Raw genomic sequence first — 25,369 nt, 5'->3', positions numbered from 1 at the left:
CGACCACGCACGCGCGGGCCTGATGGCCGCTCCACGTAGCATAGAAAGTATGGAGCCCCAGACCCCCACTTCCCGCCGAGTCCTCGTAGCCAAGCCACGGGGCTACTGTGCCGGAGTCGATCGAGCCGTGGTAGCGGTCGAGAAGGCTCTGGAGCAGTACGGCGCCCCGATCTACGTACGCAAGCAGATCGTCCACAACACCCACGTCGTCAAGACACTCGAGGCCAGGGGCGCCATCTTCGTCGAGGAGACCGAGGAGGTCCCCGAGGGCGCGATCGTGGTCTTCTCCGCCCATGGCGTCTCACCGGCCGTGCATATCGAGGCGAAGCAGCGCAATCTACGCACCATCGACGCCACCTGCCCGCTGGTCACGAAGGTGCACAACGAGGCCAAGCGGTTCGCGGGCCAGGACTACGAGATCCTGCTGATCGGGCACGAAGGCCACGAGGAGGTCGAGGGCACCTCCGGTGAGGCCCCCGAGCACATCCAGCTCGTCGACGGGCTCGACTCGGTCGGCCAGGTCCAGGTGAAGGACCCGAGCAAGCTGATCTGGTTGTCGCAGACCACGCTGTCGGTCGACGAGACCACCGAGACCGTGGCCAAGCTCAAGGAGCGCTTCCCCAACCTGATCGACCCGCCGAGCGACGACATCTGCTACGCCACCCAGAACCGGCAGATCGCGGTCAAGGAGATCGCCGCCGAGGCGCAGCTGGTGATCGTGGTGGGCTCGGAGAACTCCTCCAACTCCAAGCGCCTGGTCGAGGTGGCCAAGGACTACGGCGCCGACGCCTCCTACCTGGTCGACAACGCGGGCTTCATCCGCGACGAGTGGCTGGAGGGTGTCACCACGGTCGGCGTGACCAGCGGCGCCTCGGTCCCCGAAGAGCTGGTCGAGGAGGTGCTCGCACACCTGGCCGAGCACGGGTTCGGCGACGTGACCGAGGTCGAGCCGGTGCAGGAGAGCATGCGTTTCGCCCTGCCGCACGAGCTGCGCAAGGACCTCAGGATCGTCTCTTAGCGACTGAGCGACTGGTCCTCGCCGCGCGGCTAGTCCTCACCGCGCGGCGTCCCGTACACCTTGGGCTCGAAGTAGCCCTCGGGCTCGGGCACGAACGGCTGGCGCGGGCGCGGCACCTCCGCGCCCGCCTTCAGCTCCTCCCGCAGGTCACGTACGTTGTCCCGGAGCCCACGCCGCCACGCCACGCCCAGCACGATGGCCGAGCCGGCGAACAACCACGGCGCGCCCCGCGTCAGCGACGTGTAGAGACCGAGCGCCAGAGACTGCACGATCGAGACCGAGCCGAACGCCCGCCCGAGCTCGACGAACAACGTGGCGCAGAAGAACACCAGCGGCGGCGTCACCACCAGCGACAGCAGCTCACGCCGGTTGACCAGGAGCACCCCCAGCAGGCTGGCCAGGACGAAGGCCGCGCCCACCACCTCCTGGACGTCGATCAGCGCCCCCAGCACGTAGCCCGCCAGCGTGGCGACCAGGGCGAGCGCGATGGCACCGCGTGCCGTCAGCCTGACAGCCGAACGCCTGCCTTTCTCCCCCACTGGACCGCCCCCATTCTGGCCCCGTTTACTGCGACCCGTGAGCCAACTTACCGTTCGAGCCCGAAAGCAGAGGCGACGTTTCGAGTAGTTCGGGGGATGACAGGGGTCTCGGGAGCCCGTCGAGCATCTCGGGGGCGTCGAGATCGCCGTCCACCACGCCCAGATCGTGTAGCTTGCGCGCCGTGACCAGGACGCGGCTTTCGAGCGATCCGACCGACTTGTTGTACGCCTCCACGGCACGGGTCAACGCCTTGCCCAGCGCGTCGACGTTCCTGCCCAGCGACGACAGCCGCTCGTAGAGCTCCTTGCCCAGCTCGAACACCGCCCGCGCGTTCTCGCTCAGCGCGGCCTGCTGCCAGGCGTAGTGGGCGGTGCGCAACATCGTGATCAGCGTCGTCGGCGTGGCGATGTGCACGCGCCGCGCCATGGCGTACTCCAGCAGCCCGGGATCGCGTTCGAGCGCCGGCGCCAGGAACGCCTCGCCGGGGATGAACAGCACCACGAACTCCGGCGACGGGTTGAACGCCTGCCAGTAGGCCTTGGCGGCCAGCCTGTCGATGTGCTCGCGCACGTGCCTGGCGTGCGCGTCGAGCCGGACCGTGGCCAGCGACTCGTCCGACGCCTCCGCGGCCTCCAGGTAGGCCGCCAGCGAGACCTTGGAGTCGATCACGATGTTCTTGCCGCCCGCGAGCCGCACGACCATGTCGGGCCGCATGGAGCCCTCCGTGACCTGCTCGTCGAAGTCGCAGAAGCGCTGCATGCCGGCGATCTCGGCGACCCTGCGCAGCTGCAGCTCGCCCCACCGGCCGCGGGCCTCCGGCCGCTGCAGGGCCCTGACCAGGGCGGTGGTCTGGGACCGCAACTGCTCGTGGCTCTGGCGGACGAACTCCATCTGCTTGGCCAGCTCCGCCCGCGCCGCGCGCTGCCCCGACTCGGTGTCACGCAGCTGCGCCTCGACCCGCGCGAGCGCGTCCTTCAGCGGCTCGACCAGGTGCTCGACGGCCTGCTTGCGCTGCTCGAGGTCACCCGTGGCCTCCGCGCGGCTGGCGGCCAGCCTGGTCTCGGCCAGCTCGAGGAAACGTACGTTGTTGACGTCGAGCGCGCGCGTGGACAGCGCCTGGAAGCGCTCGGCCAGCTGCTCTTCGACGTAGACGAGCTTTTCCGCGGCGCTCTTGGCCCGCGCGTCGGCCTCGGCCACCCGCACCGCAGCCCGCGTCCTGGCCACCAGGAACCCGATGAGGAGACCGACGGCGAGACCGATGAGAAGCGCGACCACGTCCACTCCATCGATGATTGCAGGACTTCGGCACGCCGTTCCCGCCCGACACGCTCGTTACGCCGAGCACGTAAACTTGAGCTCCGTGAGCCTCTCCATCGGCATCGTCGGATTGCCCAACGTCGGTAAGTCCACGCTGTTCAACGCGCTGACCAAGACCGGCAACGCTCTGGCGGCGAACTACCCGTTCGCCACCATCGAGCCCAACGTGGGCATCGTGGGCGTGCCCGACGACCGCCTGCCCGTGCTGGCCGGGATCTTCAGCTCGGCACGCATCCTGCCCGCCAAGGTCGAGTTCGTCGACATCGCGGGCCTGGTCAAGGGGGCGTCGGAGGGGCAGGGCAGGGGCAACCAGTTCCTCTCCAACATCCGCAACACGGACGCGATCTGCCAGGTCATCCGGGTCTTCACCGATCCCGACGTGACCCACGTGGACGGCGAGATCTCCCCCAAGCGCGACATCGAGACCATCAACGTCGAGCTCGTCATGGCCGACCTGCAGACGGTCGAGAAGGCCATCCCGCGCCTGCAGAAGGAGGCGCGCAACAACAAGGACAAGAAGTCCGCGCTGGAGGCCGCGGAGGCCGCGAAGGCGGTCCTGGAGACCGGCAAGACCATCTTCGAGACCGGCCTGGACAGCGCGGAGCTGCGCGAGCTCCACCTGCTGACGGCCAAGCCGTTCCTCTACGTGTTCAACCTCGACGCCGACGAGCTGGCCGACACCGCGCTCAGGGAGCAGCTGTCGTCGCTCGTCGCCCCGGCCGAGGCGGTCTTCCTCGACGCCAAGATCGAGTCCGAGCTGGTCGAGCTCGACGAGGAGGAGGCGCTGGAGCTGCTGCAGTCGGTCGGCCAGGAGGAGTCGGGGCTGCGCCAGCTGGCCAGGGTCGGCTTCGAGACGCTCGGCCTGCAGACGTACCTGACGGCCGGGCCGAAGGAGACCAGGGCCTGGACGATCCCCAAGGGCGCCACCGCGCCAGAGGCGGCCGGCGTGATCCACACCGACTTCCAGCGCGGCTTCATCAAGGCCGAGGTCGTCTCCTTCGACGACCTTGTCGAGGTCGGCTCGATCGCCAACGCCCGCGCCGCGGGCAAGGCGCGCATCGAGGGCAAGGACTATGTGATGCGCGACGGCGACGTGGTGGAGTTCCGCTTCAACGTCTGACCGCGGCCGGCGGCCGGGCGCCCGATCAGGGCTTGTGGTACGGCTCCGCGGCCTGCTTCGGCTGCAAGCTCTTTGGCTGGAATCCCGGCGCCAGCACGATGATGGCGGCGGACAACACCAGCGGGGCGATGAACGCCATCCGCATGTCCGTGGCGTCCGCGATGCCGCCCACCAGCGCCGCGCCCACGATGAAGCCGACGTAGTTGAAGAGGTTCACCCTGGCGATGGCCACTCCGGTCCCGGCCGGGTCGAGCTTGCCGGCCGCCGAGAACGACTGCGGCGCCACCACCGCGAGCCCCATCCCCGTGAGGCCGAACGCGATGATGCCGAGTGGCTGGTTCGGGGCCAGCACGACGCCCAGGAAGCCGAGCGTGGCGATCACCCCGCCGATCCTGACGATGGCGGCGGGGCCGTATCGCCTGGCCGCGACGTCGCCGCCGAGCCGGACGGCCAGCGTGGTGGCCTGGTACGCCGCGTAGGCCAGCGGGATGACCTGCGGTCCCGCCGCCAGGACGTCCTTCATGAACAGGGTGTTGAAGTTGGAGACGGCTGCGTCGCCGATGTACAGGAAGGCCATGGCCAGGCAGAGCGGGAGGATCGGCCGCCATGGGAATCTGCCCTCGGCCCGGGAGGTCGTGCTCTCGACCTTCTCCTCCTGAATCGTGCACAGGTCCCGCCCGGCGTAGAGCGAGCCCGCCACCGCGAAGACCATGGGGACCGCCATGACGACCGGCAGCGGCAGATCGGCGGCGACCGACGCCCACAGCGCCCCCGCCAGGCTGAACACGCTCCACACGCAGTGGAAGCCGTTCAGCACCTGCATGCCGTACCTGCGCTCGACCGCGACACCCTGCATGTTCATGCCCGCGTCCACCGCGCCGACCGCCACCCCGAACACCAGCAGGACCGGCACCAGCAGCGGCACGCTCGGCGCGAGCCCGGCCAGCACCACGGCCGCCGCGACCACCGGCTGGGCGATACGTAGCAGCAGCTTGCTGCCCAGCCGGGCGGCGAACGCGCCGGCCGCCATGCTGCCGACGCCCGCGAACACGGGCACGATCAGCAGCAGGATCGTCAGCGTGCCCTCGTCGAGCCCGTGTTTGGCCTGCAGGTTGGCGACCTGGATGAGCAGGGACGCGAAGGAGAGGCCTTGCACGGCGTAGACGACATACGTGGCGAGGCGGGCCTGGCGATCACGCGGGGACGGCACGGCGGCCTCCTGATTGGGGGGAGATCAGACGTGAGGCGGGGTCAGGTTAGCGGCACGCCCGGCCGCTGCGCCAGCACGAGATAGGGTTCCGGGGTGAAACGGGGAGAGGCGCGCAGGGACCGCATCCTGGCCGCGGCACTCCTGGAGTTCGCCGAGAACGGCTACCGGGGGGCATCGCTGGCCCGCATCGCCGAGCGGGTCGAGCTCTCCCAGGCCGGGCTGCTGCACCACTTCAACAGCAAGGAGCGGCTGTTCGTCGCGGTGCTGGACTACCGGGACGAGCTGGACGCGCGCAAGTTCGACATGGCCTCGGCCGGCGGGATCGACGCGTTGCGCGCCCTGGTGGGCGTGGTGGAGCACAACGCGCGGGTGCCCGGGCTGGTGCAGCTGTTCTCCGTGATCAGCGGCGAGGCCGTGACGCCGGACCATCCCGGGCACGAGTGGGCCAGGCGGCGTTACCGGCGGCTGCGCGCGGACATGGCGGCGGCGCTGCGGCGGGGCGTCGAGCGGGGTGAGTTCCGCGCGGACCTCGACGCCGAAGCCCACGCCGACCGGCTGATCGCGATGATGGACGGCCTGCAGACGCAGTGGCTGATCGACCCCGACCGGGTGGACATGGCGGCCGTCTTCCGAGACTACGTGGACGACCTCATCGCCCTGCTACGCCCGGCGGTATGACGACCTCACCGCCCTGCTACGCCCGGCGGTATGACGACCTGACCGTGCTGCTACGCCCGGCGGTGTGACGACCTCACAGCCCGCCTGCCTCATCGGCCTGATACGCCTGGCTTGCCCACCGGTGTGATGATCTCGTCGGCTTTCTCGACGACCGTCCCCTCACCGCCCAGTTGCCGGGCCGCGGCCCACACCCCCAGGGCGAGCAGCGCGGCGACCTCCGTGACCGCGAGACCCCGCTCCACCAGCCCGAGCGGCATGACCCGCCACCACTGCATCCCGGTCTCCGCGGCGATCAAGATCATCGTGCCGATGAACACGACCCACAACACGGAGCAGATCCCGAGCCCGAACGCCACGAGCGTGGCCTTCGACCGCTCCCGATGCCGCCACGGCCGGGCGATGATCACGACTGCCAGCGGCAGGCACACGAAGGCGATGATGCTGCCCACACGGTGGATGCTGCCGCTCGTGCTCGGTCCGACCGACCAGTCGTGCTTCTCGAACCAGGCCGTCAGGAACAACCCCACGCTCCACCCCATGAGCGCGACCATGCCGAAGACCCCGGCGAGCCTCTTGCGTGCCAGCGACACTCCAATGGCCACCGAACCGGCCGCCAGCAGGCCCACCGCGAGCCCGAAGATCCATCCGTCGGGGCCGAGGCCGTGCTCGCTGATGGTCCGCCTGATCGGGTTCATCTCGTCGAGGCTCGTCAGCTCCAGGCCCAGGATCACCGTGACGCCCGCGCCTGCCGCGCCTAGTCCCCATCGTGCCGGTTGATGCACGCACACCTCCCTTTGTCGGGTTAACAGGAAGAGTGTGGGCGAAGATTCCAAAAATTCTATGAGAGTGCGCGCCGGATGAGCTCGTCGCTCAGCTCACGCAGCCGCTTCCTGGCCTCGAGATCGTACGATCTCGTCTTCGACGCCATGTGGTACCGCCTCCTCAACCGCCACGCCGAGGTGAACGACGACCTGGCGGAGGAGATCGCCGGGCTGCTGGCGCGAATCTGCTAGGAGTGGCCGTTCTGGGACGAGCGAATCGTCCGGGCGCCAGATATCGTCATATGTGTGAACGAACGCGCGGGATCCTGGTTGCCGAAGCTGCAGGAAGTCGGAGAGCGACTGGCCGAGGAGTTCGTCTCCGCTCGCCGCCTGCCGGCCACGGGTGACGTGCCGCCGCCGCACGAGCTCCGCGCCTCCGACGCCGACCGCGAGCGTATCGCCCAGGTGCTCCAGGACGCGCACGCCGACGGCCGGCTCACCCTGGAGGAGCTGGAGGAGCGGCTCGGCGTGCTCTACTCCGCGCGCACGCTCGGTGAGCTCGCAGAGCTCACCGGCGACCTCCTGCCCGCCGACCAGCAGCCGCTCAACCTGGACGGCCGGCCCGTGTCGGCCATCTTCAAGCAGGAACAGCGCGGCGGGCGCTGGGTGGTGCCCGCCGAGCTCGCGGTGACGGCCATGTTCGGCACCACCAAGCTGGACCTGCGCGACGCGATCCTGCAGAACCGGCGGATCATCATCAACGCCACGCTCGTCTTCGGCGGGCTGGAGATCCACGTGCCCGAGGACCTCGAGGTGATCAGGGTGGCCAAGGGCAAGACGGTCCGCCTGACCAAGCAGCCGACCGAGCCGGGCGCGCCCGTGGTCGAGGTCCGCACCACGAACTTCGCCGGCGACGTCAAGGTCAAGGAGCCACCCCGCCGCAGACGCCGCCGCTGATTGTGTTCATTGGCCTCACTCCGTGAGGCGGGCTCGGTCGCCCAATGCCGCCGCCTTCCCCCGCTCTGGTCGCTCCGCTCCCGCCACTCCTCCCGGCGACGGCACTCCCTCGCGGCTGGTCAGCCCGCCGTGTCGAAGTTGATCGCGCTGTACGCGCGCAGCTTCCAGAGCTGGTGCTCGCTCTCGATCTTGCGGATGGTGCCGGACCGGCCGCGCATCACCAGCGACTCCGTCACCGCGGAGCCGGCGCGGAACCGTACACCCTGCATGAGCTCGCCGTGGGTGATCCCGGTCGCCGCGAAGAACACGTCGTCAGAGCTGACCAGGTCATTGGTGGTGAGCACCTGACCCAGGTCGTGTCCCGCGTCGATGGCCTTGCCGCGCTCGGCCTCGTCCCGCGGCCAGAGCTTGCCCTGGATCACCCCGCCCAAGCACTTGAGCGCGCACGCGGCCACGATGCCCTCGGGCGTGCCGCCGATGCCCAGCATCAGGTCGATGCCGGTGCCCGTGCGGGCCGCCATGATCGCGCCGGCCACGTCGCCGTCGGTGATGAACTTGATGCGCGCACCCGTCTCCCTGATCTCCTTGACCAGCCGTTCGTGCCGGGGCCGATCGAGCACGACCACGGTCACGTCCGACGGGGAGCAGTGCTTGGCCCTGGCGACCGCGTTGATGTTGGCGGACACGGGGGCCTCGATGTCGACCGAGTCGGCCGCCTCGGGGCCGGTGACCAGCTTCTCCATGTAGAACACGGCCGAAGGGTCGTACATCGAGCCGCGCTCGCTCACCGCGATCACCGACACCGCGTCGGGCATGCCCAGCGCGGTCAGCCGGGTGCCGTCGATGGGGTCCACGGCCACGTCGCAGTCGGGGCCGCTGCCGTCGCCCACGTGCTCGCCGTTGTACAACATCGGGGCGTGGTCCTTCTCGCCCTCGCCGATGACCACCACGCCGTTCATGGAAACCGTGCTGATCAGCTGGCGCATGGCGTTCACCGCCGCGCCGTCGGCGCCGTTCTTGTCACCGCGGCCGACCCACCGGGCCGCGGCCATCGCGGCCGCCTCGGTGACGCGGACCAGCTCCAGCGCCAGGTTTCGATCGGGCGCGTGCTCGCTCGTGGCGAGCGCGGGCGGTACGGAATCGGACATCATTGGCCTCCTCGCAGACAACTCTCTCGATCGTAGTTGCCCTTCACTTCCCGGCCAGAGGGGGATAATCTGCCTGGTCCGGCTTAGTCCTGTGCCTGCGGCTCGCCGCAGGGGCATCGGTAAGCTCGACCAGCGAACGGATTTTGCGCCATACCCTGTGCGCGTCAGGGATCTTGCCTTCACCATGGAGCATGGCGCCGCGCCGTGGAGGAGGGCGAATGAGCGATGTGGAAGACGCGGTGGCTCAGCCGCGTACGTCCGAGCGGGGCGCGGCGACGCGTACCTCGCTGCTCGCCGCCGCCCGGGAGATCTTCGTCTCCAAGGGCTTCGCCGAGGCGGGCGTGACCGACGTGGTGGCCAGGGCCGACGCCAGCGTGGGCAGCCTTTACCACCACTTCTCCGGCAAGGCGGACCTCTACCTCACGCTGTTCGAGGAGTGGCAGGCCAGGCAGACGCAGCGGACCAAGCAGGCGGCCAGGGCGGCCCGCGCCGACGCCGAGAGCGACCCCATGCGCGTGTTCCTCGGCGCCGCCCGCGCCTACCTCGACGGCTGCCTGGAGGAGCGCGAGCTGGCCGCGCTGTTCCTGCGCGGCGACGGCCCTCCCGGCTTCGACGTGGTCATGCGCGACCGGCTGCGCATGTGGGCGCAGCGCAACGCGGCGCTGTTCGAGGACCAGCCCGCGCTGGTCGTGGTGATCACCGGCGCGCTGGCCGCGGCCGTCTCCGAGGTCGTCCGCACCGGCGACCGCGGCCTGGCCGAGGAGGTGCTCGCCATCGTCGCCCAGATCCGCCCGGCCGCGTCCGCGACCGCCTCGTCCAGCGGGTAACCTCGCCAACTGTGCGACGGTTCACCGAAGGTTTCTATGGCTACGTGGTAGCGCTCTTCGTCTGCCTCGCGGGGGCGGGGCTGTTCCTGCTGATCGCCCCGCAGCCGCGGGAGGAGCACATCCCGCGGCGCGACTACTCGATCACCGTCGCCAACTTCGGCCATTCGGTGCCGTACGCGGTGTGGGCCCCGCGGCAGGACCCGCAGGACTGGGTGCCCAACAGCAACAGGATCGCCAAGGGCGAGAACGGCGCCCAGGTCCTCTACCTCGGCTACGCGACGGCCAAGCGGGAGCACGCGATGTTCGTGCAGAGCAACGAGCAGCCCGCCGCCGGGTTCGCCAGCCGCATGGCCAACTCCGACAAGGCCGTCGGCACGCAGCAGGTCGGCGGGGTCGCGTGGGAGCAGCGCTACCGCGAGGACAAGAACCAGCGCACGCTGGTCCGTTTCCTGCCCGACGTGACCCTCGTGATCACCGGCACGGCCGACTGGCCGGAGCTGGGGCAGCTGGCGTCCGCCCTGCAGGAGCGCCCCAAGGGGTGACGCCGGACGGGCTCGACCGGTCCGGCGTCATCGTCCGGCAGCCCATGGCCGGCGGCCGCAGCTCGCGGTGGTCAGTCAATTCCTCGTTCTAAGCCAGGCGTTCTTCCTCGATGAGGCTTCGTCCTGACAATCTGCCTTTTATCCCTCGAACGGCCTCGACGGCCTTGTGCGCGGGCAACCGCGCGAACCCCACGACGACGGCCGGCGGCCCCGGCATATCCCGCATGGGCCCCACCGGCTCGGCGGAGACGCCGAGTCCCAGCGCGATCCGCGCCACCTCGCGCTCGTCCCAGTCGCCGGGCAGCTCCACGTACGCGTGCAGGCCCGCCTCGATGCCCTTGACCTGGACTTCGGGCAGCTCCGCCGCCAGCGCCGCGACCAGGGCGTCCCTGCGGCGACGGTACTCTCTGCGCATCCGCCTCAAGTGCTTGTCATAGCCGCCGGTACGCAGGAAATGGGCCAACGCGTACTGCTCGATGACCGGCGAACCCAGGTCCAGCTCGCCCCGCGCCCGCCTGATCGCCTCTGCCAGCTCGGCGGGCGCCGCCACCCAGCCCATCCGCAGCCCCGGGGCGAGCGCCTTGCTGACGCTGCCGGAGAGGATCACCCGGTCCGGGGCCAGTCCCTGCAGGCAGCCGACCGGGTCGCGGTCGAACCGGAACTCGGCGTCGTAGTCGTCCTCCAAGATCACGCGGTTGCCCGCGACCGCCCACTCCATCAGGGCGGCGCGGCGCGACGGTGACAGGACCACGCCGGTCGGGTACTGGTGCGCGGGCGTGACCAGGACCGCGTCCCCGCTCAGCCGCCGCACGTCCAGTCCTTCCTCGTCCACGGGCACCGGCACCAGGTGCGCGCCCGCCCGCCTGAGCAGCGGGACCTGGCGGTGGCTGGTGGGATCCTCGACGGCCAGGCGCAGCCCCCGGTGCTGGGACAACACGTGCAGCACCAGGCTGAGCCCCTGGGCCACGCCACCGACGATGACGAGGTTCTCCGGCCGCACGTCGGCCGCCCTGACCCTTCTGAGGTACCCGGCCAGCTCCTCGCGCAGCTCGGGCACGCCGCCCGGATCTCCGTAGTCGAAGGCGTCGGACGGCACGTTGGTCAGGACGTGCCGGACCGCCGCCAGCCAGCGTTCCCTGGGGAAGTGGCCGAGGTCGGGCGAGGTGGGGCGGTGGCCGTAGTAGGAGTTGGGCGTCGGGCGGCGTACCGGCTTGGCACGCAGTGGCACGGCTGGTGGCGGCCTGCGGGCGATCGTCGCGGAGTTCTTGGGGGTGACCTGGGTGCCGACGCCGACCCTGGAGACCAGGAATCCCTCGGCGACGAGCTGCTCGTACGCCTCCACCACCACACCCCTGGAGACCTGGAGGTCGGTGGCGAGATCACGGGTGGCGGGCAGGCGGGTGCCCGGGGCCAGGCGGCCGCCGCGGATGGAGTCGCGCAGCTCGGACGCGATCTGCCCAGCTATGCCTCCCTTATCGCGATTTATCTGGATATGGAGGTCAGCCATATTGGTCCTGTCTTCCGGCCGGACATTGGACTGTTTCTGCGAACCATTATCTCTTTAACATCCTTCACATGAGAAACGGCATACTGGGCGCCGCCTCGGCCATGTTCCTGGTGGGGACACTGGCCGGGGTGTCAGGACTCGTCGACGCGTACCCCATATACGGCGGACAGGCCGTCCGGTATCTCGTCGCGGCGGTCATCCTGCTCCTCATAACGGGAGTTCTCGGCCTGCGGTTCGTACGGCTGACGCCGCGCGAGATCCTCTGCCTCGGCGGGCTCACCCTGCTGGGCCTGGTGCTGTTCAACGTGTGCGTGGTCGAGTCGGCGCGGGCCTCGGGCCCGGCCCTGGTCGGAACCATCCTGGGCACGGTGCCGCTATGGCTGGCGCTGGTGGGCGGACGTCCCGCGCCCCGACTGCTGATCGGGGCGAGCGTGGTGGTGGCCGGGGCGACGCTGGCCACCGGGCTCGGCACCGGCAACCTGACCGGACTGCTGTGGGCGCTCGGCGCGCTGGTGGGCGAGGTGAGCTTCTCCGTACTGGCCATCCCGCTGCTGCCGAAGCTGGGCGCGATGAGGGTGTCGGCGTACTCGACGGCGCTGGCCGTGCCGATGCTCGTGGTGGTCGGGCTGGCCGACGAGGGCACGAGCATGTTCCGGCCGCCGACGACGGCCGAGGTGCTCGGGTTCGGCTATCTGGCGATCGTGGTCACGGTGGTGGCGTTCTTCCTGTGGTACAACTCGCTGCCCAAGCTGGGGCCGGGCCTGGCGGGGTTGTTCGCGGGGCTCATCCCGGTGGGCGCGATCGCCACGGGGGTGGTGCTGGGACTCGCCATGCCGTCCGCGTACGACCTGCTGGGGGCGGGACTGGTGATCGCGGGCATCCTGGTGGGCCTCACGGCCGGGCGATCGCCGGCCAAGGGCCCGCTGATCGGCCGGGTGGCAGCACGAAGGGAGAGGACGAGCGCGTAATCTCTAGGCAACGCGAAAGGATGGACATGGGCGAGTTCGACTACACCGACCTGCTGCCGCTGGGAGCCGATGAGACCGAGTATCGGCTGATCACGACGGAGGGGGTGCGGAAAGTCGAGGCGGCCGGGCGTACGTTCCTCGAGGTCGAGCCAGAGGCGTTGCGGCTGCTCACCGAGACGGCCATTCACGACATCTCCCACTATCTGCGGGCCTCCCACCTCGCCCAGCTCAGGAAGATCGTCGACGACCCCGAGTCCAGCGGCAACGACCGCTTCGTGGCGCTCGACCTGCTGAAGAACGCCTCCATCTCGGCCGGCGGCGTGCTGCCGATGTGCCAGGACACCGGCACGGCGATCGTCATGGGCAAGCGCGGCCGCCACGTGTTGACCGACGGGCGCGACGCCGAGCACATCACGCACGGCGTGTACGACGCCTACACGCGGCTCAACCTGCGTTACTCGCAGATGGCTCCGCTCACCATGTGGGAGGAGAAGAACACCGGCAACAACCTCCCGGCCCAGATCGAGCTCTACGCCGAGGACCCGCACGGCCATCCGGACGAGTACAAGCTGCTGTTCATGGCCAAGGGCGGCGGCTCGGCCAACAAGTCGTTCCTGTACCAGGAGACCAAGGCCGTCCTCAACGAGAAGCGCATGATGGCCTTCCTGGAGGAGAAGATCCGCTCGCTGGGCACCGCGGCCTGCCCGCCGTACCATCTGGCCGTCGTCGTGGGCGGCACCTCCGCCGAGTACGCGCTCAAGACCGCCAAGTACGCCAGCGCCCGCTACCTCGACACGATCCCCACCGAGGGATCGCCGTCCGGGCACGGCTTCCGTGACCTGGAGTTGGAGGCGAAGGTCTTCGAGCTGACGCAGAAACTGGGCATCGGGGCGCAGTTCGGCGGGAAATACTTCTGCCACGACGTCCGCGTGATCCGCCTGCCCAGGCACGGGGCGTCCTGCCCGGTGGCCATCGCCGTCTCGTGCTCGGCGGACCGCCAGGCGCTGGCGAAGATCACGCCGGAAGGTGTGTTCCTGGAACAGCTGGAGACGGATCCGGCGCGGTTCCTGCCGGAGACGACCGATGAGCACCTGTCGGACGACGTCGTACAGGTGGACCTCAACCGGCCGATGCAGGAGATCCTCGCCGAGCTGACGAAATATCCGGTCAAGACCCGGCTGTCGCTGACCGGCCCCCTCGTGGTCGCCCGCGACATCGCCCACGCGAAGATCGGTGAGCTGCTCGACAACGACGGCGAGATGCCGCAGTACCTGAAGGACCACGCCGTCTACTACGCGGGTCCCGCCAAGACGCCGGAGGGTTACGCGTCCGGCTCGTTCGGGCCCACCACGGCCGGGCGGATGGACTCATACGTCGAGCGCTTCCAGGCGGCGGGCGGCTCAATGGTGATGCTGGCGAAGGGCAACAGGTCCAAGCAGGTCACGGAGGCCTGCCAGAAGTACGGCGGCTTCTACCTGGGCTCCATCGGCGGTCCCGCGGCCAGGCTGGCGCAGGACTGCATCAAGAAGGTGGAGGTGCTCGAATACCCCGAGCTGGGCATGGAAGCAGTCTGGAAGATCGAGGTGGTGGACTTCCCGGCGTTCATCGTCGTCGATGACAAGGGTGACGACTTCTTTGATCAACGGCAACTTGATGGCGGAGCTACCTTTGTAGGCATCCCGACACGTTCGCCCAGGTAGAAGCAGTCTCGCCACAAACCTGAAGCCCGAGATCACAGCCATATGGCTTGGGTTCTGGGGCTTCTGTCGTTCAGGTTGATCACGACTGTCGTCAGCATCGGTGCTGACGTTGTGCTGACCTGTTCTGACTCGATCTAGCGGCTACCCTTGACTGTCTGACACCCGCCGTTCAGGCTCGCGTGTGCAAGTTGGAGCACACTCGGAGCATCGGAGGGCACCATGGCGCTACGGTTCATCGGCATCGACCCGAACACGGACGGGAACAACTGCCCTTCCGTATGAGTGGACGAAGCAGACGGCAGCATCGTCATACAAGGGTGGGAAGTGACCGGGCAGGAAGATCTAGCCCAAGTCGCCGCCCGTAGCCCAATCCCCGACAATGAGAAGGTCGTCCGCGTCCCACGACGCATGGCCAAGCTCCTAATGGAGGCGTGTGGTGGAGCCGCTCATGACCTTTGAGGAAATGCTGGCCAGCGCCCAGCATTCAGCGGTCCACTTGGAGATGCGCGACGCCTACGTGCCCGATGACCCTTCGTTCATCGCGTGGCAGGGTGGACCGTCCTACGACCGCACACAACGGGAACGCGACTGGCACCAGCTCATAGGCGGGGCGCGAGCAAGAGGCGTGGTGGTTCGCCGAGCGCGCATCGTCTCCGAGCCCGTTACCGACTACATCCGGTTCGAGCACTCCGTAACCGACTCGATGAACATCAAGGCCGGGGAGTTGGTCAGGTGGCTTCCCCGGCGTCGGGCGTCCGATCTCCTGCTGCCCGGAAACGACCTATGGGTGTTCGATGACCACCTGATCCGCTTCGGTTTTTTCGCGGGAGATGGCCGCTATCTCGGCGAAGAACTGGTGCGTGATCCCAGCGTGATCAAGCAATGCCTGACCGCCTTTGAGGCAGTCTGGCATCGCGCGATTGATCACGCGGAGTACCGGCTCGTCTGATCACTGAAACATGCGCACCTCGCCATCTTCAAGCGCCCAGCAGGCACGTCAGGGCATAGCCCAGCGCCTACGCGAAATCCGCCTTGACGCCGGGCTGACAGCCCGAACTGTCGCCCGGATGGCGGGGTGGCATGAATCCAAAGCATCGAAGATCGAGCACGGCCGAACCGTCCCCTCCGAGTCGGACATTCGCGCGTGGTGTGCCGCCTGCAGAGCTGAGGACCAAGCTCCAGAACTGATCGCCGCCTCACGAGCAGCCGACCTGATGTACGTGGAGTGGAAGCGGCTCCAGAGGACTGGTCTGCGACAGCTCCAGCTCTCCAAGATCAAGATGTATGAGCAGGTGAGGCACTTTCGTGTCTACTGCTCCAACGTCGTTCCGGGCCTCTTCCAAACTCCCGCCTATGCTGAGGCGCTGCTGTCATCCATCGCCGCTTTCAGAGACGCCCCCAACGACGTGACGGAAGCAGTAGCCGCGCGTGTTGCGCGAGCACGCTTCCTGCACGAGGGAAATCACCGCTTCGCGGTCCTGGTCGAAGAATGGGTGCTGCGGAGCCGTATCGGCGACGCGGAAGTCATGGCCGGTCAGCTGGGACACCTACTGGCGATCATGTCTCTGCCGTCCGTGTCCCTGGGGATTATTCCCCAAGATGATGGACGGCGTATGTGGCCAGTCGAGGCGTTCAACATCTTTGATGACACGCTGGTGCAGGTAGAACTTCTGACTGCGGAGATCAATGTGAGCCAGCCGTCAGAGATCGCCCAGTACATCCGAGGGTTCAACCACCTATCCGAGTTGGCCGTGTACGGCACTGCAGCCCGTCAGCTCATCGCTTCCGCCATCGCTGAGCTTGGTTGATTCTGAGCAAGTTCGAGCACACTCGTTGAGTCCGGGGAATGCTCGCTCCTACGGTCGGGGCATGGCCCTTACGCGCACGAGTGCATCAGCCGATGACCTGCTCGGCCAGCCGATACCGGAGGAGGAGGCGGCAGCGCAGAATGCGACCCTGGACCGAGTTCTTGAGCGTCTGACGGCCGCAAGCGTAAACGCTCAACTGATCAAGCGGCTTGCGATCCAGTGTGCGACCAAGCCCAGCCCTTCCGCCGAGCGGCTTTGGTATCCGCCGCAGCTCGTGATCTACGCCGACGCCGGTTGGAAGGTCGCCACGGTGACCATCGGCCCCCGCTCCGGTAGCTACATGGTCGAGTTGGCGCGCGTCGGAGCAGACAACGATCCGCAGGCCGACAGGGTGGAAGTCGTGCCGGCGGATTTGCCCGTCCGTGTCGCCCTCCTAGTGGCGCAGAGCGCGGGGGGGAGCCGCGTGATGACCACTGTTGCGGAGCTAGAAGCGAAGTACGGGCAGACGTGGGAGATCAGCACATGGCTTCGAGGCTGCGCCGCCACGCGGAGTAAGTACTCGCAACATATGTACAACCAGGGCTTGACCTACGGATTCATGGCGCGGGACCTCGACGAGCTGGCGGCGAAGGCGGTCGCAGAGGAAGCCTTGGAAGCCGAGCTAGCCGAACGCCTGAACGCAGCCCCGGAAAGACGAGCGTTGCCACGGTCGGCCCAGCCGTGGCGCTCGTGACCGTTGAGGAGGAACCGACCATGACCAAGTCCCGAACCGCGTGGCGCGACCCATTGATCCCACTGACACGCGAGGAACGTGCAGCGGAGCTGTCCACCCTCGGCGATTACACCATAGGGCGACTCTGGGACATGAAGCACCCAGGGCAGGCGCGTGGCGACCGTGCCCGCGACGCGATGGAAGCCGACATCTTGCGTGTGGAGTTCCCGGAAGTCCAGCCATAGACAGCCCCGGTTGAGGTGTCCGCTGGTTCTCCCTCATCCGGGGTGTGGGCGCCCCGGATCTTTCCCACCGGGGTCGGGGTCCCTGGCCGTCCTTCCGTTGCCCACGTTTGTACGGCCAGGGCTCCTAACCTCGATGATTCACGGGGTTGGGTGGCTTCGCCCAGCGTGACGGCTGCGTGATTTGTTGATCTTCGTTTTGGTCTCTGGGTAGGGTGTCGAGTCGGCGGTCACGCCGGTGGTGCCGGATCCACGGGCCGGTGGGGTCTTTCCGTCGGGAGTCAGGGGCAGGTCTGGTGCTCAGGTGGGGGCGGGCAGCATCAGAACGGATGCGATGGCGCGTTGGAGCTGGTGAGCCCAGGGCCAGGTGTGAGGGATCTTGATGGTGCGTCGCCGCTGGCCGCGGACCAGGCGGGCGCTGGTGTGCAGCAGCGTGTAGCGCAGGGTGGACGGTTCGGCGATCGCCAGTTCGGCCTCGCAGCACAGCAGGCGAAACCAGGACAGCAGGTCGCAGCCGATCGCGGCGGCGATGCACCACGCCTGGTTGATGGCCAGCGACCAGGAGGGCAGGCTGGCCAGCCCGGTGTTCTTGCCGCACCGGATGAAATCCTCCACCCGGGCATGGACGCGGTGGCGTGCCTCGCCCTGCTGCAGCGGCAGAGCCAGGGCAGGCGTGTTGGTCGCGATCAGCTGATAGCGCCAGCCACGTGCCTTCTCGAAGTCGGTCAGCTTGGCTCCGGAGGCGGGTTTCTCCCGGCGGACCAGGATGCGCATGCCCGCCGGCCAGTTGGCCAGCTTGTCACCACCGGCTGATTGCCGCAGCAGGCCGGTGAGCTCTGCGGTACCCGCCTCCTCCAAGGGGCGGGCCTGGCCCGTGTCATCCAACACGCACGACCACACATCGGCAGGCAGTGCGGTTATCGCGCTGCGAGCGCGCTCATCGAGGTCGAAGCCGACCGAGTAGTGGGCCCGGCGGCTGCGGGTGTTCAGCGTGGTGATGAAGGCCAGCAACTCGATCGTGGCGCCGGCCCCGTCGCAGGTGATGAGGATCCTCCTGCGGTGCTTGGGCGGGATCTGCGCGATCGCGGCCGCCAGGACCTCGAGGTGGTCGGCCACGGTGTTGGCACCCGCGTTACCCGGACGCAGCTTGATGGCCAGGGACTCGCCCGTGTTATCGCACCATGCGGTCAGCGGGAACAATCCGAAGCTGCCCTTGAACGTCCCGGCCGCCGCTTCCTTATCGCTGTGACAGAGCTGGATCGTGGCATCCAGGCGGATCACGATCCATTCTCCGAGATCGCCGTAGCAGGTCCGCGAAGGCGGAATGCCGGCGTGCCGTGCGGCGATCAACTCCCACACTCGCCGCCGGGCTCTGGCCCGCGCGGCGGCGATCTTGTCCCGCTGCCGGGCGGTCACCTCCTCCAACGCCCGCCACGCCGTCGATGCCGAGGCCACCGACCCGAATAACTCGCCCTGATCCCGCAGGGTACGGATGTGCCGGATCGCCGTCCCGCCATCGGCGATCATCACACCGAGATCGGACAGCACCTGGCCCCGATCGTGCCTCACCTGATGCCCTCGCACCCGCAACGCGGCCGTCAGCTCGCCGGTCAGGCCGCTCTTGAACGCCAGCATGCGCAGCCCCGCCGTACCGACGTGAGAGACCACGCCGTGACCGCCGACCGTGACCGTCAGCCCTTGCATCCACTTCGGGATAGTCTGCACGCGAAGAGTGCTCCTCGCTCTGGAAGGTTGTTGATCTCGACAATCCGTAATCTTCCAGATCAGGGGCACTCTTTGCTGTCTAATCGATCACTTGGTCGGAACTCTCCTCAGCCGCCGTGAATCGCCGAGGCCTGGTGGTCCTGTGCAGAGGTTCGCCCGCATCGCTACCAAGCGGAGCCGCCCAGTTCCCAGGGATACGCTTTGGCTGCTCAGTGCCGAGAACTTCCCTACTCGGCGGATTCGGAACTTCGTGATCCCCTTCCCGCTTAGGTGGGTGGGCCGAGCGGCTCGCGGCTGTGCGGCAACGCGGCCGGGCTCTGAAGAGTGTCGTCGTCAGCGGATGCCTTTCTCGGCGCGCGCGTAGAACGCGGCGAGCTCGTGGGGGTTCTTGGTGTAGACGTCGATCTTGCGCACCGTGCCGTCCTCGACTTGGTGGATCTCGACCATGGTCAGCGGGTACTTCTCACCGGTGGTGTGGGCCGTGAGCGTTCCGGTAAGCGTTCCGATGACGCCGGCCGGGCCCTCGAACACCTCGGCATCGGTGATGGCGACGTTGGCGTAGCCCATCATCGCGCCCAGGATCGACTGCACGAACACCTCGCGGCCCTGGTGCACACCCCCGTAGGGAAGCTGGTCCGGCTCGTCGACGATCACCTCGGGGTCGAGTTTGGCCAGGACACCCGGCACATCGCCCTTGCTCAACGCGTCATACAGCCCTCGCACGACATCCGCAGGGCTCTGCGTCACCGTCTCGATCTGGTTGCTCATTGTGTGTGCCCTTTCAGTCTTGTTCAGGTACGCAAGGACTCATGTGGAACTCGGTACTGGATGGCCGGCCGGCCGGGGCGGGTATGTTCTCGCGTCGGTCGGGCCCCTGGTGATCGGGACGTGCACCATGCAACAGGAGACGGCCGTGACGGGGGAGTCTCTGCGGTGAGGGGTACTGGCAGGGTCCCCCACCCATCGCGTGGCCTGCCTACCCTGTCCTCATGGACAATCTGGCTGCAGTCAGCGCATTCCTCCGCTCCCGACGCGACAAGATCGCCCCCGAGCAGGCGGGGTTGCCGGCGTACGGTCAGCGGCGGGTGCCCGGACTGCGCAGGGGTGAGGTTGCCACGCTCGCCGGGGTGAGCGTGGAGTACTACACGCGCCTGGAGCGCGGCAACCTGCGAGGTGTCTCCGACAGCGTGCTGGACGCCCTCGCCCAGGCCCTGCGGCTTGACGACACCGAGCGCATGTACCTGTACGATCTCGCCCGCGCTGCGGGACCGGCGCCCGGGGCGGGGGCCCGGCAGCGGGAGGTTCGGCCGACAGTGCGGCCGAGCGTGACGCGGATCGTCGAAGGCATGCCGGAACTGCCGGCGTACGTGATGAACAACCGCCTCGACACGCTGGCCGCCAACCCGCTGGGCCGGGCCCTGTACTCGGAGATGTACGCCGACCCGAGCTGCGGGGCGAACGTCGCCCGGTTCGCGTTCTTCAATCCCGCGGCCAGGCGGTTCTACGCCGACTGGGAGCGCATGGCCCGCTTCGCCGTGGGCGCGCTGCGCATCGAGGCGGGGAAAAGCCCCTACGACCGGGAGCTGTCGAACCTGATCGGTGAACTGTCCACCCGCAGTGACGCCTTCCGTGTGATGTGGGGATCCCACGACGTGCATGTCTTCCGCCAGAGCACGAAACGCCTCGACCATCCGCTCGTCGGCGTCCTGGAACTCGATCAGGAGACCATGAGCCTGCCGGACGAAAGCGGGCTGAGCGTGGTCGTCTACAGCGCGCCCCCCGGAACCGCCGCCGAGGACGGCCTGAAACTGCTCGCCAACTGGTCCGCCACGACCGGACCGGAGCAGGACGCGGATTCCACCAGCGAACCGTCAAACCGGCGGCCCTGACGGGAGGCACCTGCCCAAAGAAGTGCCGCGAGCAGACGTCTCGCTCCTCTTGGGGCGTTCACGAGCGTGGTTGAGCAGTAACGATGACGCCCTGTCGAAGATCGCTTCCCACGATGGTCGTGATCGTTTCGCGGCCGAGCGGGCGTGACTCGGAATCCCGTGGCGGGCGCAGGAGATCGCCTCAATTCCCCGTCGCATCGACCCTGCAGCCCCCATCTTTGCTTACGCTGCGTGCCTACGAACCGGCCCGTCATCGCGGCGGCGCGGGCCGAACTCGGCGACCGCCTGACTGGAACATCTGGCGTTGTGGGGATCCCCGTAGCTATGACGAAAAATCCAACGGATATGCCCCTGACCTGCGATAAGGCAAGGCGGATTCTGGCGGGTCAGGTCATCTCGCGTGACGTTTTGTCTAGCTTTCGGCGTCTGTGATGCGTGTCGTCCTAGTACGCAACCCTCACCTAGCGAGGTCCGTTGCCTTCCAAGGAGAGGGCGGCGTAGGCGGTGGAACGTCCGATCTTCAGGGTGCGTGCTGCCTCGGTGACGGACGTGCCGTCGGCAACCAGGTCGCGCAAGGCGGCTCGTTCGGCGGGGCCAAGCACGCGAGGGCGGCCCATCCGCTTCTTGCCTGGCAACATCCGACCCTCGGTCTCACGCCGCTTGGCGGCCGCGATGCCCTCGGCCTGACGCTCGGCGCGCAATTCGAGCTCGTACTCGGCTGCCGCAGCCAGAACTGCGAACATGAATCGGCCCTCTTTGGTTTCCAGGTCGAAGCTCTCGGTGAGGGAGACGATCTTTACGCCGCGCGCTCGCAGGTCCTTCACCACGGTCAGCACGTGCGCCGCGGAGCGGCCGAATCGGTCGGACTTCCAAAACAGGAAGGTGTCACCCTCGGCGACTTCGGCGAGGGCGCGTTTGAACTCGGGTCGGTCATCGCGGCCACCGGACATCTTCTCGTGGAAGATCGCGTTATAGCCGCGGGCATCGAGGGCGTCAAGCTGGAGCTGAGGGTTTTGGTCGCGGGCTGAGACGCGGGCGTAGGCGATGGTGCGCGCCACAGTGGGGCTCCCGCCACTCGAGGTCGTCCAGAAAAGTCTACTTTTCCGGACACCTTAGCGACCAGGCGCGACACCGTCCAGAAACCTCTATCCAGAAAACGATGCGGCACAGCGCGCTCGCACACGAGGCAGCTCGGTCGGCAGCATCCCCGGGCAGCGACACGCGTGGGCGCTGTACAGGCGAGGTCCGTTAATCACGACATAGCATGACCTGATGGTCATTTCCCGGCTCTCTACAGATGCGCGGCAGCGTCGCAGTTCCGAGATGCGCGCATTCCTCCGGTCGCGGCGAGCCCGGGTGACGCCCGCTGACGTGGGTATGCCGGCAGGCGAGGGCCGCCGTACGCCCGGACTGCGGCGGGAGGAGGTGGCGGTGCTCGCCGGCGTAGGAGTGTCCTGGTACACCTGGCTCGAGCAGGGACGTGACATCAACGTCTCCGCCGACGTCCTGGACGCCATTGCCAGGGTGCTGCGTCTGGAGCCCGCCGAGCGCGAGCACCTGTACCTCCTCGCCGGCCTCAACCCGCCGCAGGCGGCGCCGTCCGAAGGCCGGGTCCCCGATGCCGTGCGGCGACTGCTGGAGGGCTGGCTGCCGCGGCCCGCGTACGTCATCGACCGGCACTGGAACATCCTCGCGGTCAACCGCGCGGCGGAGATCGTGTTCCAGTGCACCGCGTACGACCACAACTGCCTGGTCAGCTTCTTCACCAACGCCCGCTACCGTGCGGCAGTCGTGGACTGGCACGACACGGCTCGGGCGATGATCGGCCTGTTCCGGACGGACGCCGCCCGCTACCCGGACGATCCCGAATTCGACCGCCTGGCCGCGGACATGTGCGCCGCGAGCCCTGCATTCGCCGAGATCTGGGCGGAACTCCCCGTGGGCGGCACCACCCACGGCACCAAGGCCCTGGAGATTCCCGGCCTGGGGACGCTGACCTTCGAGGCCACCACCCTGCCGCTGCCCGAACTGCCCGGCCACCGCCTGTCGCTGCACACCCCCGCACCAGGGACGGGAACGGAGGCCCTACTGGAGCGCTTGGTGGTGGTGTCAGACCCAGGTTCAGCCGGCACTGCCGCGTAAGCTCGCACCGCTCGAGGATCGGCGGCATGAAGCGATTCACGAACAAAACAGTTTTGATCACCGGCGGCACCAGCGGCATTGGCTTCACGACCGCGCGCAGACTCCTCGACGAGGGCGCGTACGTCGTCATCACCGGCCGCGACCAGGCCCGCCTCGACACCGCAGCAGAACGCCTGAGCTCCGAGCGGGTCCTGCCCGTCCGCGCGGACGTCAGCGTCGACGCCGACCTCGATCTCCTCGTGCGGCGCGTCGAGACCTGGCGCGGCGCCCTCGACGTGGTCTTCGCCAATGCCGGAATTGCGGACTTCAGGTCAGAGTTCACCCCGAAGGACTTCGACCACACCGTCGGAATCAACTTCAAGGGAGTATTCTTCACGATCCAAAAGGCGCTGCCGCTGATGGGCGACGGAAGCGCCGTCGTCATCAACGCCTCCTGGACCCTGCACCGGGGCGTCCCCGCGGCCTCGATCTACGCCGCCAGCAAGGCTGCCGTGCACAATCTCGCCCGCACGCTCGGCACCGAGCTCGCGCCGCGCGGCATCCGCGTCAACTCCGTCAGCCCCGGCTACATCGAGACCGAGATGTACCGGTCCGTCATCGACCCCGACGCGGAGACCCGTGTCATGGCGGAGGTGCCGCTCGGCTCGCTCGGCCACCCGGACGATGTCGCCGCTGCCGTCGCGTTCCTGGCCTCGGACGACGCGTCGTACATCACGGGTCAGGACCTCATCATCGACGGCGGCCTCGTGGCAGCGGCGCCCCTCGGGCTGCGCCTTTGACAGCCATACAACAGCCGTAGCAGGCCCACCGCTACGCCTCCTCGGACAGGGTGGTGAAGTCGATCTCGGGCAGGTCGGGGTCGCGGAAGCCATCACTGCCAGCGGTGCAGGCGCAGGCCCGACCGGCCCTGACGGCAAGAACCCGTAGAGCCGCGCGCAGGTCTGTGAGCCCCCTCACCAGACCTGCGCTCTCCAGCGGCCTCGCGCCCGCTGACCGCATGTGTTGGCACGTGCCCGTACGTCCTGCCTGGAACGGAGGTAGTCATGATGCGTCGCCTGGTGTTGGCCCTCAGTTTTGTGATCATGCTCGGAGGTTGCGCCGAGCCGGAACCTGAAACCGCAGGTGCCCCCCCCGACGGCCACGGGCCAGAGTCAGGCCGGAGCAGAACCGGACCTGGGTGCAGGAGAAGAGGTCACCAGGGACATCGAGGTCCCTTGGGGTCTCGCCTTCCTTCCCGGTGGCGATGCCCTCGTGGCGGAGCGCGAGACCGGCAACGTGCTCCAGGTCCCGGCCAGGGGCGGAGACGCCAAGGAAGTGGCACAGGTGAATGGCGTCCAGGCAGCCGGGGAAGGCGGTCTCCTCGGCCTGGCCGTCTCCCCGAACTACGAACAGGACTCGTACGTGTTCGCCTACTTCACGGCGGAGTCCGACAACCGGATCGTCCGCTTCAAGCTCGGCGGCGGCGACCAGGAAGTCATGTTCAGCGGCATCATCAAGGCTGCTTACCACAACGGCGGCCGCATCGCCTTCGGTCCAGACGGCTTCCTCTACGTAGCGACAGGGGACGCAGGCACCGCCGGGTCCTCGCAGGATCCGGCCAGCCCCAACGGCAAGATCCTCCGTTTGACGGCAGACGGCAAGCCCGCACCGGGCAACCCGACCGCGGGCAGTCCCGTGTTCAGCCTGGGCCACCGCAACGTCCAAGGCCTCGCCTGGGACGCCAGGGGCCGCCTGTTCGCCCCCGAGTTCGGCCAGAACACCTATGACGAGGTCAACCTCATCGAACCCGGGAAGAACTACGGCTGGCCAGTGGTAGAAGGCAATGGCGATACCGAGAACGGGAAGTTCACCAACCCGATGGTCACGTGGTCGACGGCCGAGTCGTCTCCCTCTGGCGCCGCGATAGCAGGCAACACCCTCTATGTGGCGGCCCTGCGAGGCGAACGCCTCTGGACGGTCCCCTTGAACGGAGGAGCGCCCAAGCCAGAGCTCCAAGGCAAGTACGGTCGCATCAGGACGGTGGCCGTGGCACCCGACGGAGCACTCTGGGTCACGACATCAAACCGAGACGGCCGAGGCGACGTCCGAGACGGGGACGACCGGATCATCAGGTATCCGGCACGAAATTCTTAGTTCCGGCCTTGCGTACTGGTCCGCGGCCTGGGCCCCATCGCAAGCGCCGGGATCACGCCGGTTACGGCGGCCTGAGTGCTATTCGCCCTCACAACAGCGGCACCATCTTGACCCGGAAGTCTATTCCCGGTCAGCCGAGCGCCCGCCGCAGGGTTTGCCGCGCAGGATCTCCAGCCTGCTCTGGACGCAGTTTCCGGCAGATCCACACGCCTGGGGACCCGGCTGATTCCGGCAGGCCCGCAGAGTCGTTCACCAGGGGGCGGCGAATTCGAGGCGGTGTTCGTCGTCGGGGGCCAGGAACCGCAGAAGCGCTGCGGCCTCGGGTTCGATGTCGGTGCGGGTGGCGGGTGGGAGGGAGACCGTCCAGGACCGGGCCGAGTCGATCTTCGCCATCCGGCGGGTGGCCCGCGAGTACGGCGGCATCC

Annotated in this window: 27 protein-coding genes; 17 read left to right on the top strand and 10 right to left on the bottom strand. The window is 68.0% G+C overall.

What is annotated here, in order from left to right; all coding sequences use genetic code 11:
• Positions 1–49: 49 nt before the first annotated feature.
• A complete protein-coding gene (locus ETD86_RS06215) occupies positions 50–1,018 on the top strand; it encodes a 4-hydroxy-3-methylbut-2-enyl diphosphate reductase (protein WP_138665134.1) in 969 nt (322 codons plus the stop codon).
• Positions 1,019–1,047: 29 nt separating this feature from the next.
• Here the strand turns inward: ETD86_RS06215 and ETD86_RS06210 are convergent, their stop codons facing one another.
• Together ETD86_RS06210 and ETD86_RS06205 are read right to left on the bottom strand one after the other, a co-directional pair.
• On the bottom strand, positions 1,048–1,557 hold the full coding sequence (locus ETD86_RS06210) for a DUF6542 domain-containing protein (RefSeq protein WP_138665133.1): 510 nt from the start codon (positions 1,555–1,557) through the stop codon (positions 1,048–1,050).
• 25 nt (positions 1,558–1,582) lie between these two features.
• Complete coding sequence (locus ETD86_RS06205; protein ID WP_138665132.1) at positions 1,583–2,839, bottom strand: DNA recombination protein RmuC; 1,257 nt, start codon at positions 2,837–2,839, stop codon at positions 1,583–1,585.
• Positions 2,840–2,918: 79 nt separating this feature from the next.
• Here ETD86_RS06205 and ychF point away from each other — a divergent pair, with 79 nt between their 5' ends.
• Complete coding sequence (ychF, locus tag ETD86_RS06200; RefSeq protein WP_138665131.1) at positions 2,919–3,995, top strand: redox-regulated ATPase YchF; 1,077 nt, start codon at positions 2,919–2,921, stop codon at positions 3,993–3,995.
• A gap of 25 nt (positions 3,996–4,020) precedes the next feature.
• Here ychF and ETD86_RS06195 read toward each other — a convergent pair whose 3' ends face one another.
• Positions 4,021–5,205, bottom strand: coding sequence for an MFS transporter (locus ETD86_RS06195; protein WP_138665130.1), 1,185 nt, complete (start codon positions 5,203–5,205; stop codon positions 4,021–4,023).
• Between the two features lie 93 nt (positions 5,206–5,298).
• Between ETD86_RS06195 and ETD86_RS06190 the strand changes: the two genes are divergently transcribed.
• Positions 5,299–5,883 (top strand): TetR/AcrR family transcriptional regulator, encoded by a 585-nt coding sequence (locus ETD86_RS06190; protein ID WP_138665129.1) that lies wholly within the window; start codon positions 5,299–5,301, stop codon positions 5,881–5,883.
• Between the two features lie 89 nt (positions 5,884–5,972).
• On the opposite strand, the gene ETD86_RS06185 is transcribed toward ETD86_RS06190, so the two are convergent.
• Positions 5,973–6,665 carry a DUF998 domain-containing protein gene (locus ETD86_RS06185; RefSeq protein WP_138665128.1) on the bottom strand — a complete coding sequence of 231 codons (693 nt, stop codon included), beginning with the start codon at positions 6,663–6,665 and terminating at the stop codon, positions 5,973–5,975.
• Between the two features lie 75 nt (positions 6,666–6,740).
• Between ETD86_RS06185 and ETD86_RS54870 the strand changes: the two genes are divergently transcribed.
• Both ETD86_RS54870 and ETD86_RS06180 read left to right on the top strand, forming a co-directional pair.
• The gene (locus tag ETD86_RS54870) at positions 6,741–6,896 is read left to right on the top strand and encodes a hypothetical protein (RefSeq protein ID WP_170222908.1); all 156 of its coding nucleotides are present in this window, start codon (positions 6,741–6,743) and stop codon (positions 6,894–6,896) included.
• A gap of 54 nt (positions 6,897–6,950) precedes the next feature.
• Positions 6,951–7,601 (top strand): DUF1707 SHOCT-like domain-containing protein, encoded by a 651-nt coding sequence (locus ETD86_RS06180; protein ID WP_138665127.1) that lies wholly within the window; start codon positions 6,951–6,953, stop codon positions 7,599–7,601.
• 119 nt (positions 7,602–7,720) lie between these two features.
• On the opposite strand, the gene glpX is transcribed toward ETD86_RS06180, so the two are convergent.
• Positions 7,721–8,749, bottom strand: a complete 1,029-nt coding sequence (gene glpX, locus ETD86_RS06175; RefSeq protein ID WP_211369857.1) for a class II fructose-bisphosphatase — start codon at positions 8,747–8,749, stop codon at positions 7,721–7,723.
• A gap of 218 nt (positions 8,750–8,967) precedes the next feature.
• Between glpX and ETD86_RS06170 the strand changes: the two genes are divergently transcribed.
• Both ETD86_RS06170 and ETD86_RS06165 read left to right on the top strand, forming a co-directional pair.
• Positions 8,968–9,576: a TetR/AcrR family transcriptional regulator gene (locus ETD86_RS06170; protein WP_138665125.1), complete on the top strand. Its 609-nt coding sequence runs from the start codon at positions 8,968–8,970 to the stop codon at positions 9,574–9,576.
• A gap of 11 nt (positions 9,577–9,587) precedes the next feature.
• Positions 9,588–10,118, top strand: a complete 531-nt coding sequence (locus ETD86_RS06165) for a DUF4245 domain-containing protein (protein WP_138665124.1) — start codon at positions 9,588–9,590, stop codon at positions 10,116–10,118.
• A gap of 88 nt (positions 10,119–10,206) precedes the next feature.
• Here ETD86_RS06165 and pdxR read toward each other — a convergent pair whose 3' ends face one another.
• Entirely contained in the window at positions 10,207–11,625 is a 1,419-nt protein-coding gene (gene pdxR, locus ETD86_RS06160) for a MocR-like pyridoxine biosynthesis transcription factor PdxR (protein WP_138665123.1), read from the bottom strand.
• A 68-nt stretch (positions 11,626–11,693) separates the two neighbouring features.
• Here pdxR and ETD86_RS06155 point away from each other — a divergent pair, with 68 nt between their 5' ends.
• The 6 genes from ETD86_RS06155 (at position 11,694) to ETD86_RS06125 (ending at position 17,058) form a co-directional block, all read left to right on the top strand.
• Positions 11,694–12,593: a DMT family transporter gene (locus ETD86_RS06155; protein ID WP_138665122.1), complete on the top strand. Its 900-nt coding sequence runs from the start codon at positions 11,694–11,696 to the stop codon at positions 12,591–12,593.
• Between the two features lie 26 nt (positions 12,594–12,619).
• Complete coding sequence (locus tag ETD86_RS06150; protein ID WP_170222907.1) at positions 12,620–14,293, top strand: fumarate hydratase; 1,674 nt, start codon at positions 12,620–12,622, stop codon at positions 14,291–14,293.
• A 436-nt stretch (positions 14,294–14,729) separates the two neighbouring features.
• Entirely contained in the window at positions 14,730–15,242 is a 513-nt protein-coding gene (locus ETD86_RS06140) for a DUF6879 family protein (RefSeq protein ID WP_246147684.1), read from the top strand.
• Positions 15,243–15,252: 10 nt separating this feature from the next.
• Positions 15,253–16,101, top strand: coding sequence for a helix-turn-helix domain-containing protein (locus ETD86_RS06135; protein WP_138665120.1), 849 nt, complete (start codon positions 15,253–15,255; stop codon positions 16,099–16,101).
• A 61-nt stretch (positions 16,102–16,162) separates the two neighbouring features.
• Complete coding sequence (locus ETD86_RS06130) at positions 16,163–16,834, top strand: hypothetical protein (RefSeq protein ID WP_138665119.1); 672 nt, start codon at positions 16,163–16,165, stop codon at positions 16,832–16,834.
• Positions 16,822–17,058, top strand: coding sequence for a hypothetical protein (locus ETD86_RS06125; RefSeq protein WP_170222906.1), 237 nt, complete (start codon positions 16,822–16,824; stop codon positions 17,056–17,058). Before ETD86_RS06130 ends, ETD86_RS06125 begins: the two co-directional genes overlap by 13 nt.
• Positions 17,059–17,355: 297 nt before the next feature.
• On the opposite strand, the gene ETD86_RS06120 is transcribed toward ETD86_RS06125, so the two are convergent.
• Together ETD86_RS06120 and ETD86_RS06115 are read right to left on the bottom strand one after the other, a co-directional pair.
• Positions 17,356–18,780, bottom strand: a complete 1,425-nt coding sequence (locus ETD86_RS06120) for an IS1380 family transposase (protein WP_211369855.1) — start codon at positions 18,778–18,780, stop codon at positions 17,356–17,358.
• A 333-nt stretch (positions 18,781–19,113) separates the two neighbouring features.
• Entirely contained in the window at positions 19,114–19,548 is a 435-nt protein-coding gene (locus ETD86_RS06115; RefSeq protein ID WP_138665117.1) for a nuclear transport factor 2 family protein, read from the bottom strand.
• Positions 19,549–19,769: 221 nt separating this feature from the next.
• On the opposite strand from ETD86_RS06115, the gene ETD86_RS06110 reads away from it, so the two are divergent.
• Positions 19,770–20,669: a helix-turn-helix transcriptional regulator gene (locus ETD86_RS06110; protein WP_138665116.1), complete on the top strand. Its 900-nt coding sequence runs from the start codon at positions 19,770–19,772 to the stop codon at positions 20,667–20,669.
• Between the two features lie 461 nt (positions 20,670–21,130).
• Here ETD86_RS06110 and ETD86_RS06105 read toward each other — a convergent pair whose 3' ends face one another.
• Complete coding sequence (locus tag ETD86_RS06105) at positions 21,131–21,727, bottom strand: recombinase family protein (RefSeq protein ID WP_138665115.1); 597 nt, start codon at positions 21,725–21,727, stop codon at positions 21,131–21,133.
• Positions 21,728–21,992: 265 nt separating this feature from the next.
• Between ETD86_RS06105 and ETD86_RS06100 the strand changes: the two genes are divergently transcribed.
• Together ETD86_RS06100 and ETD86_RS06095 are read left to right on the top strand one after the other, a co-directional pair.
• Complete coding sequence (locus ETD86_RS06100) at positions 21,993–22,811, top strand: helix-turn-helix transcriptional regulator (RefSeq protein ID WP_246147683.1); 819 nt, start codon at positions 21,993–21,995, stop codon at positions 22,809–22,811.
• 26 nt (positions 22,812–22,837) lie between these two features.
• Complete coding sequence (locus ETD86_RS06095; RefSeq protein WP_138665113.1) at positions 22,838–23,590, top strand: SDR family NAD(P)-dependent oxidoreductase; 753 nt, start codon at positions 22,838–22,840, stop codon at positions 23,588–23,590.
• A gap of 31 nt (positions 23,591–23,621) precedes the next feature.
• Here ETD86_RS06095 and ETD86_RS54865 read toward each other — a convergent pair whose 3' ends face one another.
• Positions 23,622–23,768, bottom strand: a complete 147-nt coding sequence (locus ETD86_RS54865) for a hypothetical protein (RefSeq protein WP_170222905.1) — start codon at positions 23,766–23,768, stop codon at positions 23,622–23,624.
• Between the two features lie 165 nt (positions 23,769–23,933).
• Here ETD86_RS54865 and ETD86_RS06090 point away from each other — a divergent pair, with 165 nt between their 5' ends.
• Complete coding sequence (locus tag ETD86_RS06090; RefSeq protein ID WP_246147681.1) at positions 23,934–24,944, top strand: PQQ-dependent sugar dehydrogenase; 1,011 nt, start codon at positions 23,934–23,936, stop codon at positions 24,942–24,944.
• The last annotated feature ends 425 nt before the right edge of the window (positions 24,945–25,369 follow it).

Origin of the sequence: Nonomuraea turkmeniaca (assembly GCF_005889735.1) — a bacterium.
Taxonomy (GTDB): domain Bacteria; phylum Actinomycetota; class Actinomycetes; order Streptosporangiales; family Streptosporangiaceae; genus Nonomuraea; species Nonomuraea turkmeniaca.
The sequence above is the reverse complement of the archived record's forward strand: the minus strand, read 5'-3'. Positions and strand labels throughout refer to the sequence as shown.

Coding starts and splice junctions, on each gene's coding strand:
- ETD86_RS06215 (WP_138665134.1), top strand. CDS start 50: ATGGAGCCCCAGACCCCCACTTCCCGCCGAGTCCTCGTAGCCAAGCCA.
- ETD86_RS54870 (WP_170222908.1), top strand. CDS start 6,741: ATGAGCTCGTCGCTCAGCTCACGCAGCCGCTTCCTGGCCTCGAGATCG.
- glpX (WP_211369857.1), bottom strand. CDS start 8,749: ATGTCCGATTCCGTACCGCCCGCGCTCGCCACGAGCGAGCACGCGCCC.
- ETD86_RS06170 (WP_138665125.1), top strand. CDS start 8,968: ATGAGCGATGTGGAAGACGCGGTGGCTCAGCCGCGTACGTCCGAGCGG.
- pdxR (WP_138665123.1), bottom strand. CDS start 11,625: ATGGCTGACCTCCATATCCAGATAAATCGCGATAAGGGAGGCATAGCT.
- ETD86_RS06155 (WP_138665122.1), top strand. CDS start 11,694: ATGAGAAACGGCATACTGGGCGCCGCCTCGGCCATGTTCCTGGTGGGG.
- ETD86_RS06150 (WP_170222907.1), top strand. CDS start 12,620: ATGGGCGAGTTCGACTACACCGACCTGCTGCCGCTGGGAGCCGATGAG.
- ETD86_RS06135 (WP_138665120.1), top strand. CDS start 15,253: ATGCGCACCTCGCCATCTTCAAGCGCCCAGCAGGCACGTCAGGGCATA.
- ETD86_RS06130 (WP_138665119.1), top strand. CDS start 16,163: ATGGCCCTTACGCGCACGAGTGCATCAGCCGATGACCTGCTCGGCCAG.
- ETD86_RS06115 (WP_138665117.1), bottom strand. CDS start 19,548: ATGAGCAACCAGATCGAGACGGTGACGCAGAGCCCTGCGGATGTCGTG.
- ETD86_RS06110 (WP_138665116.1), top strand. CDS start 19,770: ATGGACAATCTGGCTGCAGTCAGCGCATTCCTCCGCTCCCGACGCGAC.
- ETD86_RS06100 (WP_246147683.1), top strand. CDS start 21,993: ATGCGCGCATTCCTCCGGTCGCGGCGAGCCCGGGTGACGCCCGCTGAC.
- ETD86_RS06095 (WP_138665113.1), top strand. CDS start 22,838: ATGAAGCGATTCACGAACAAAACAGTTTTGATCACCGGCGGCACCAGC.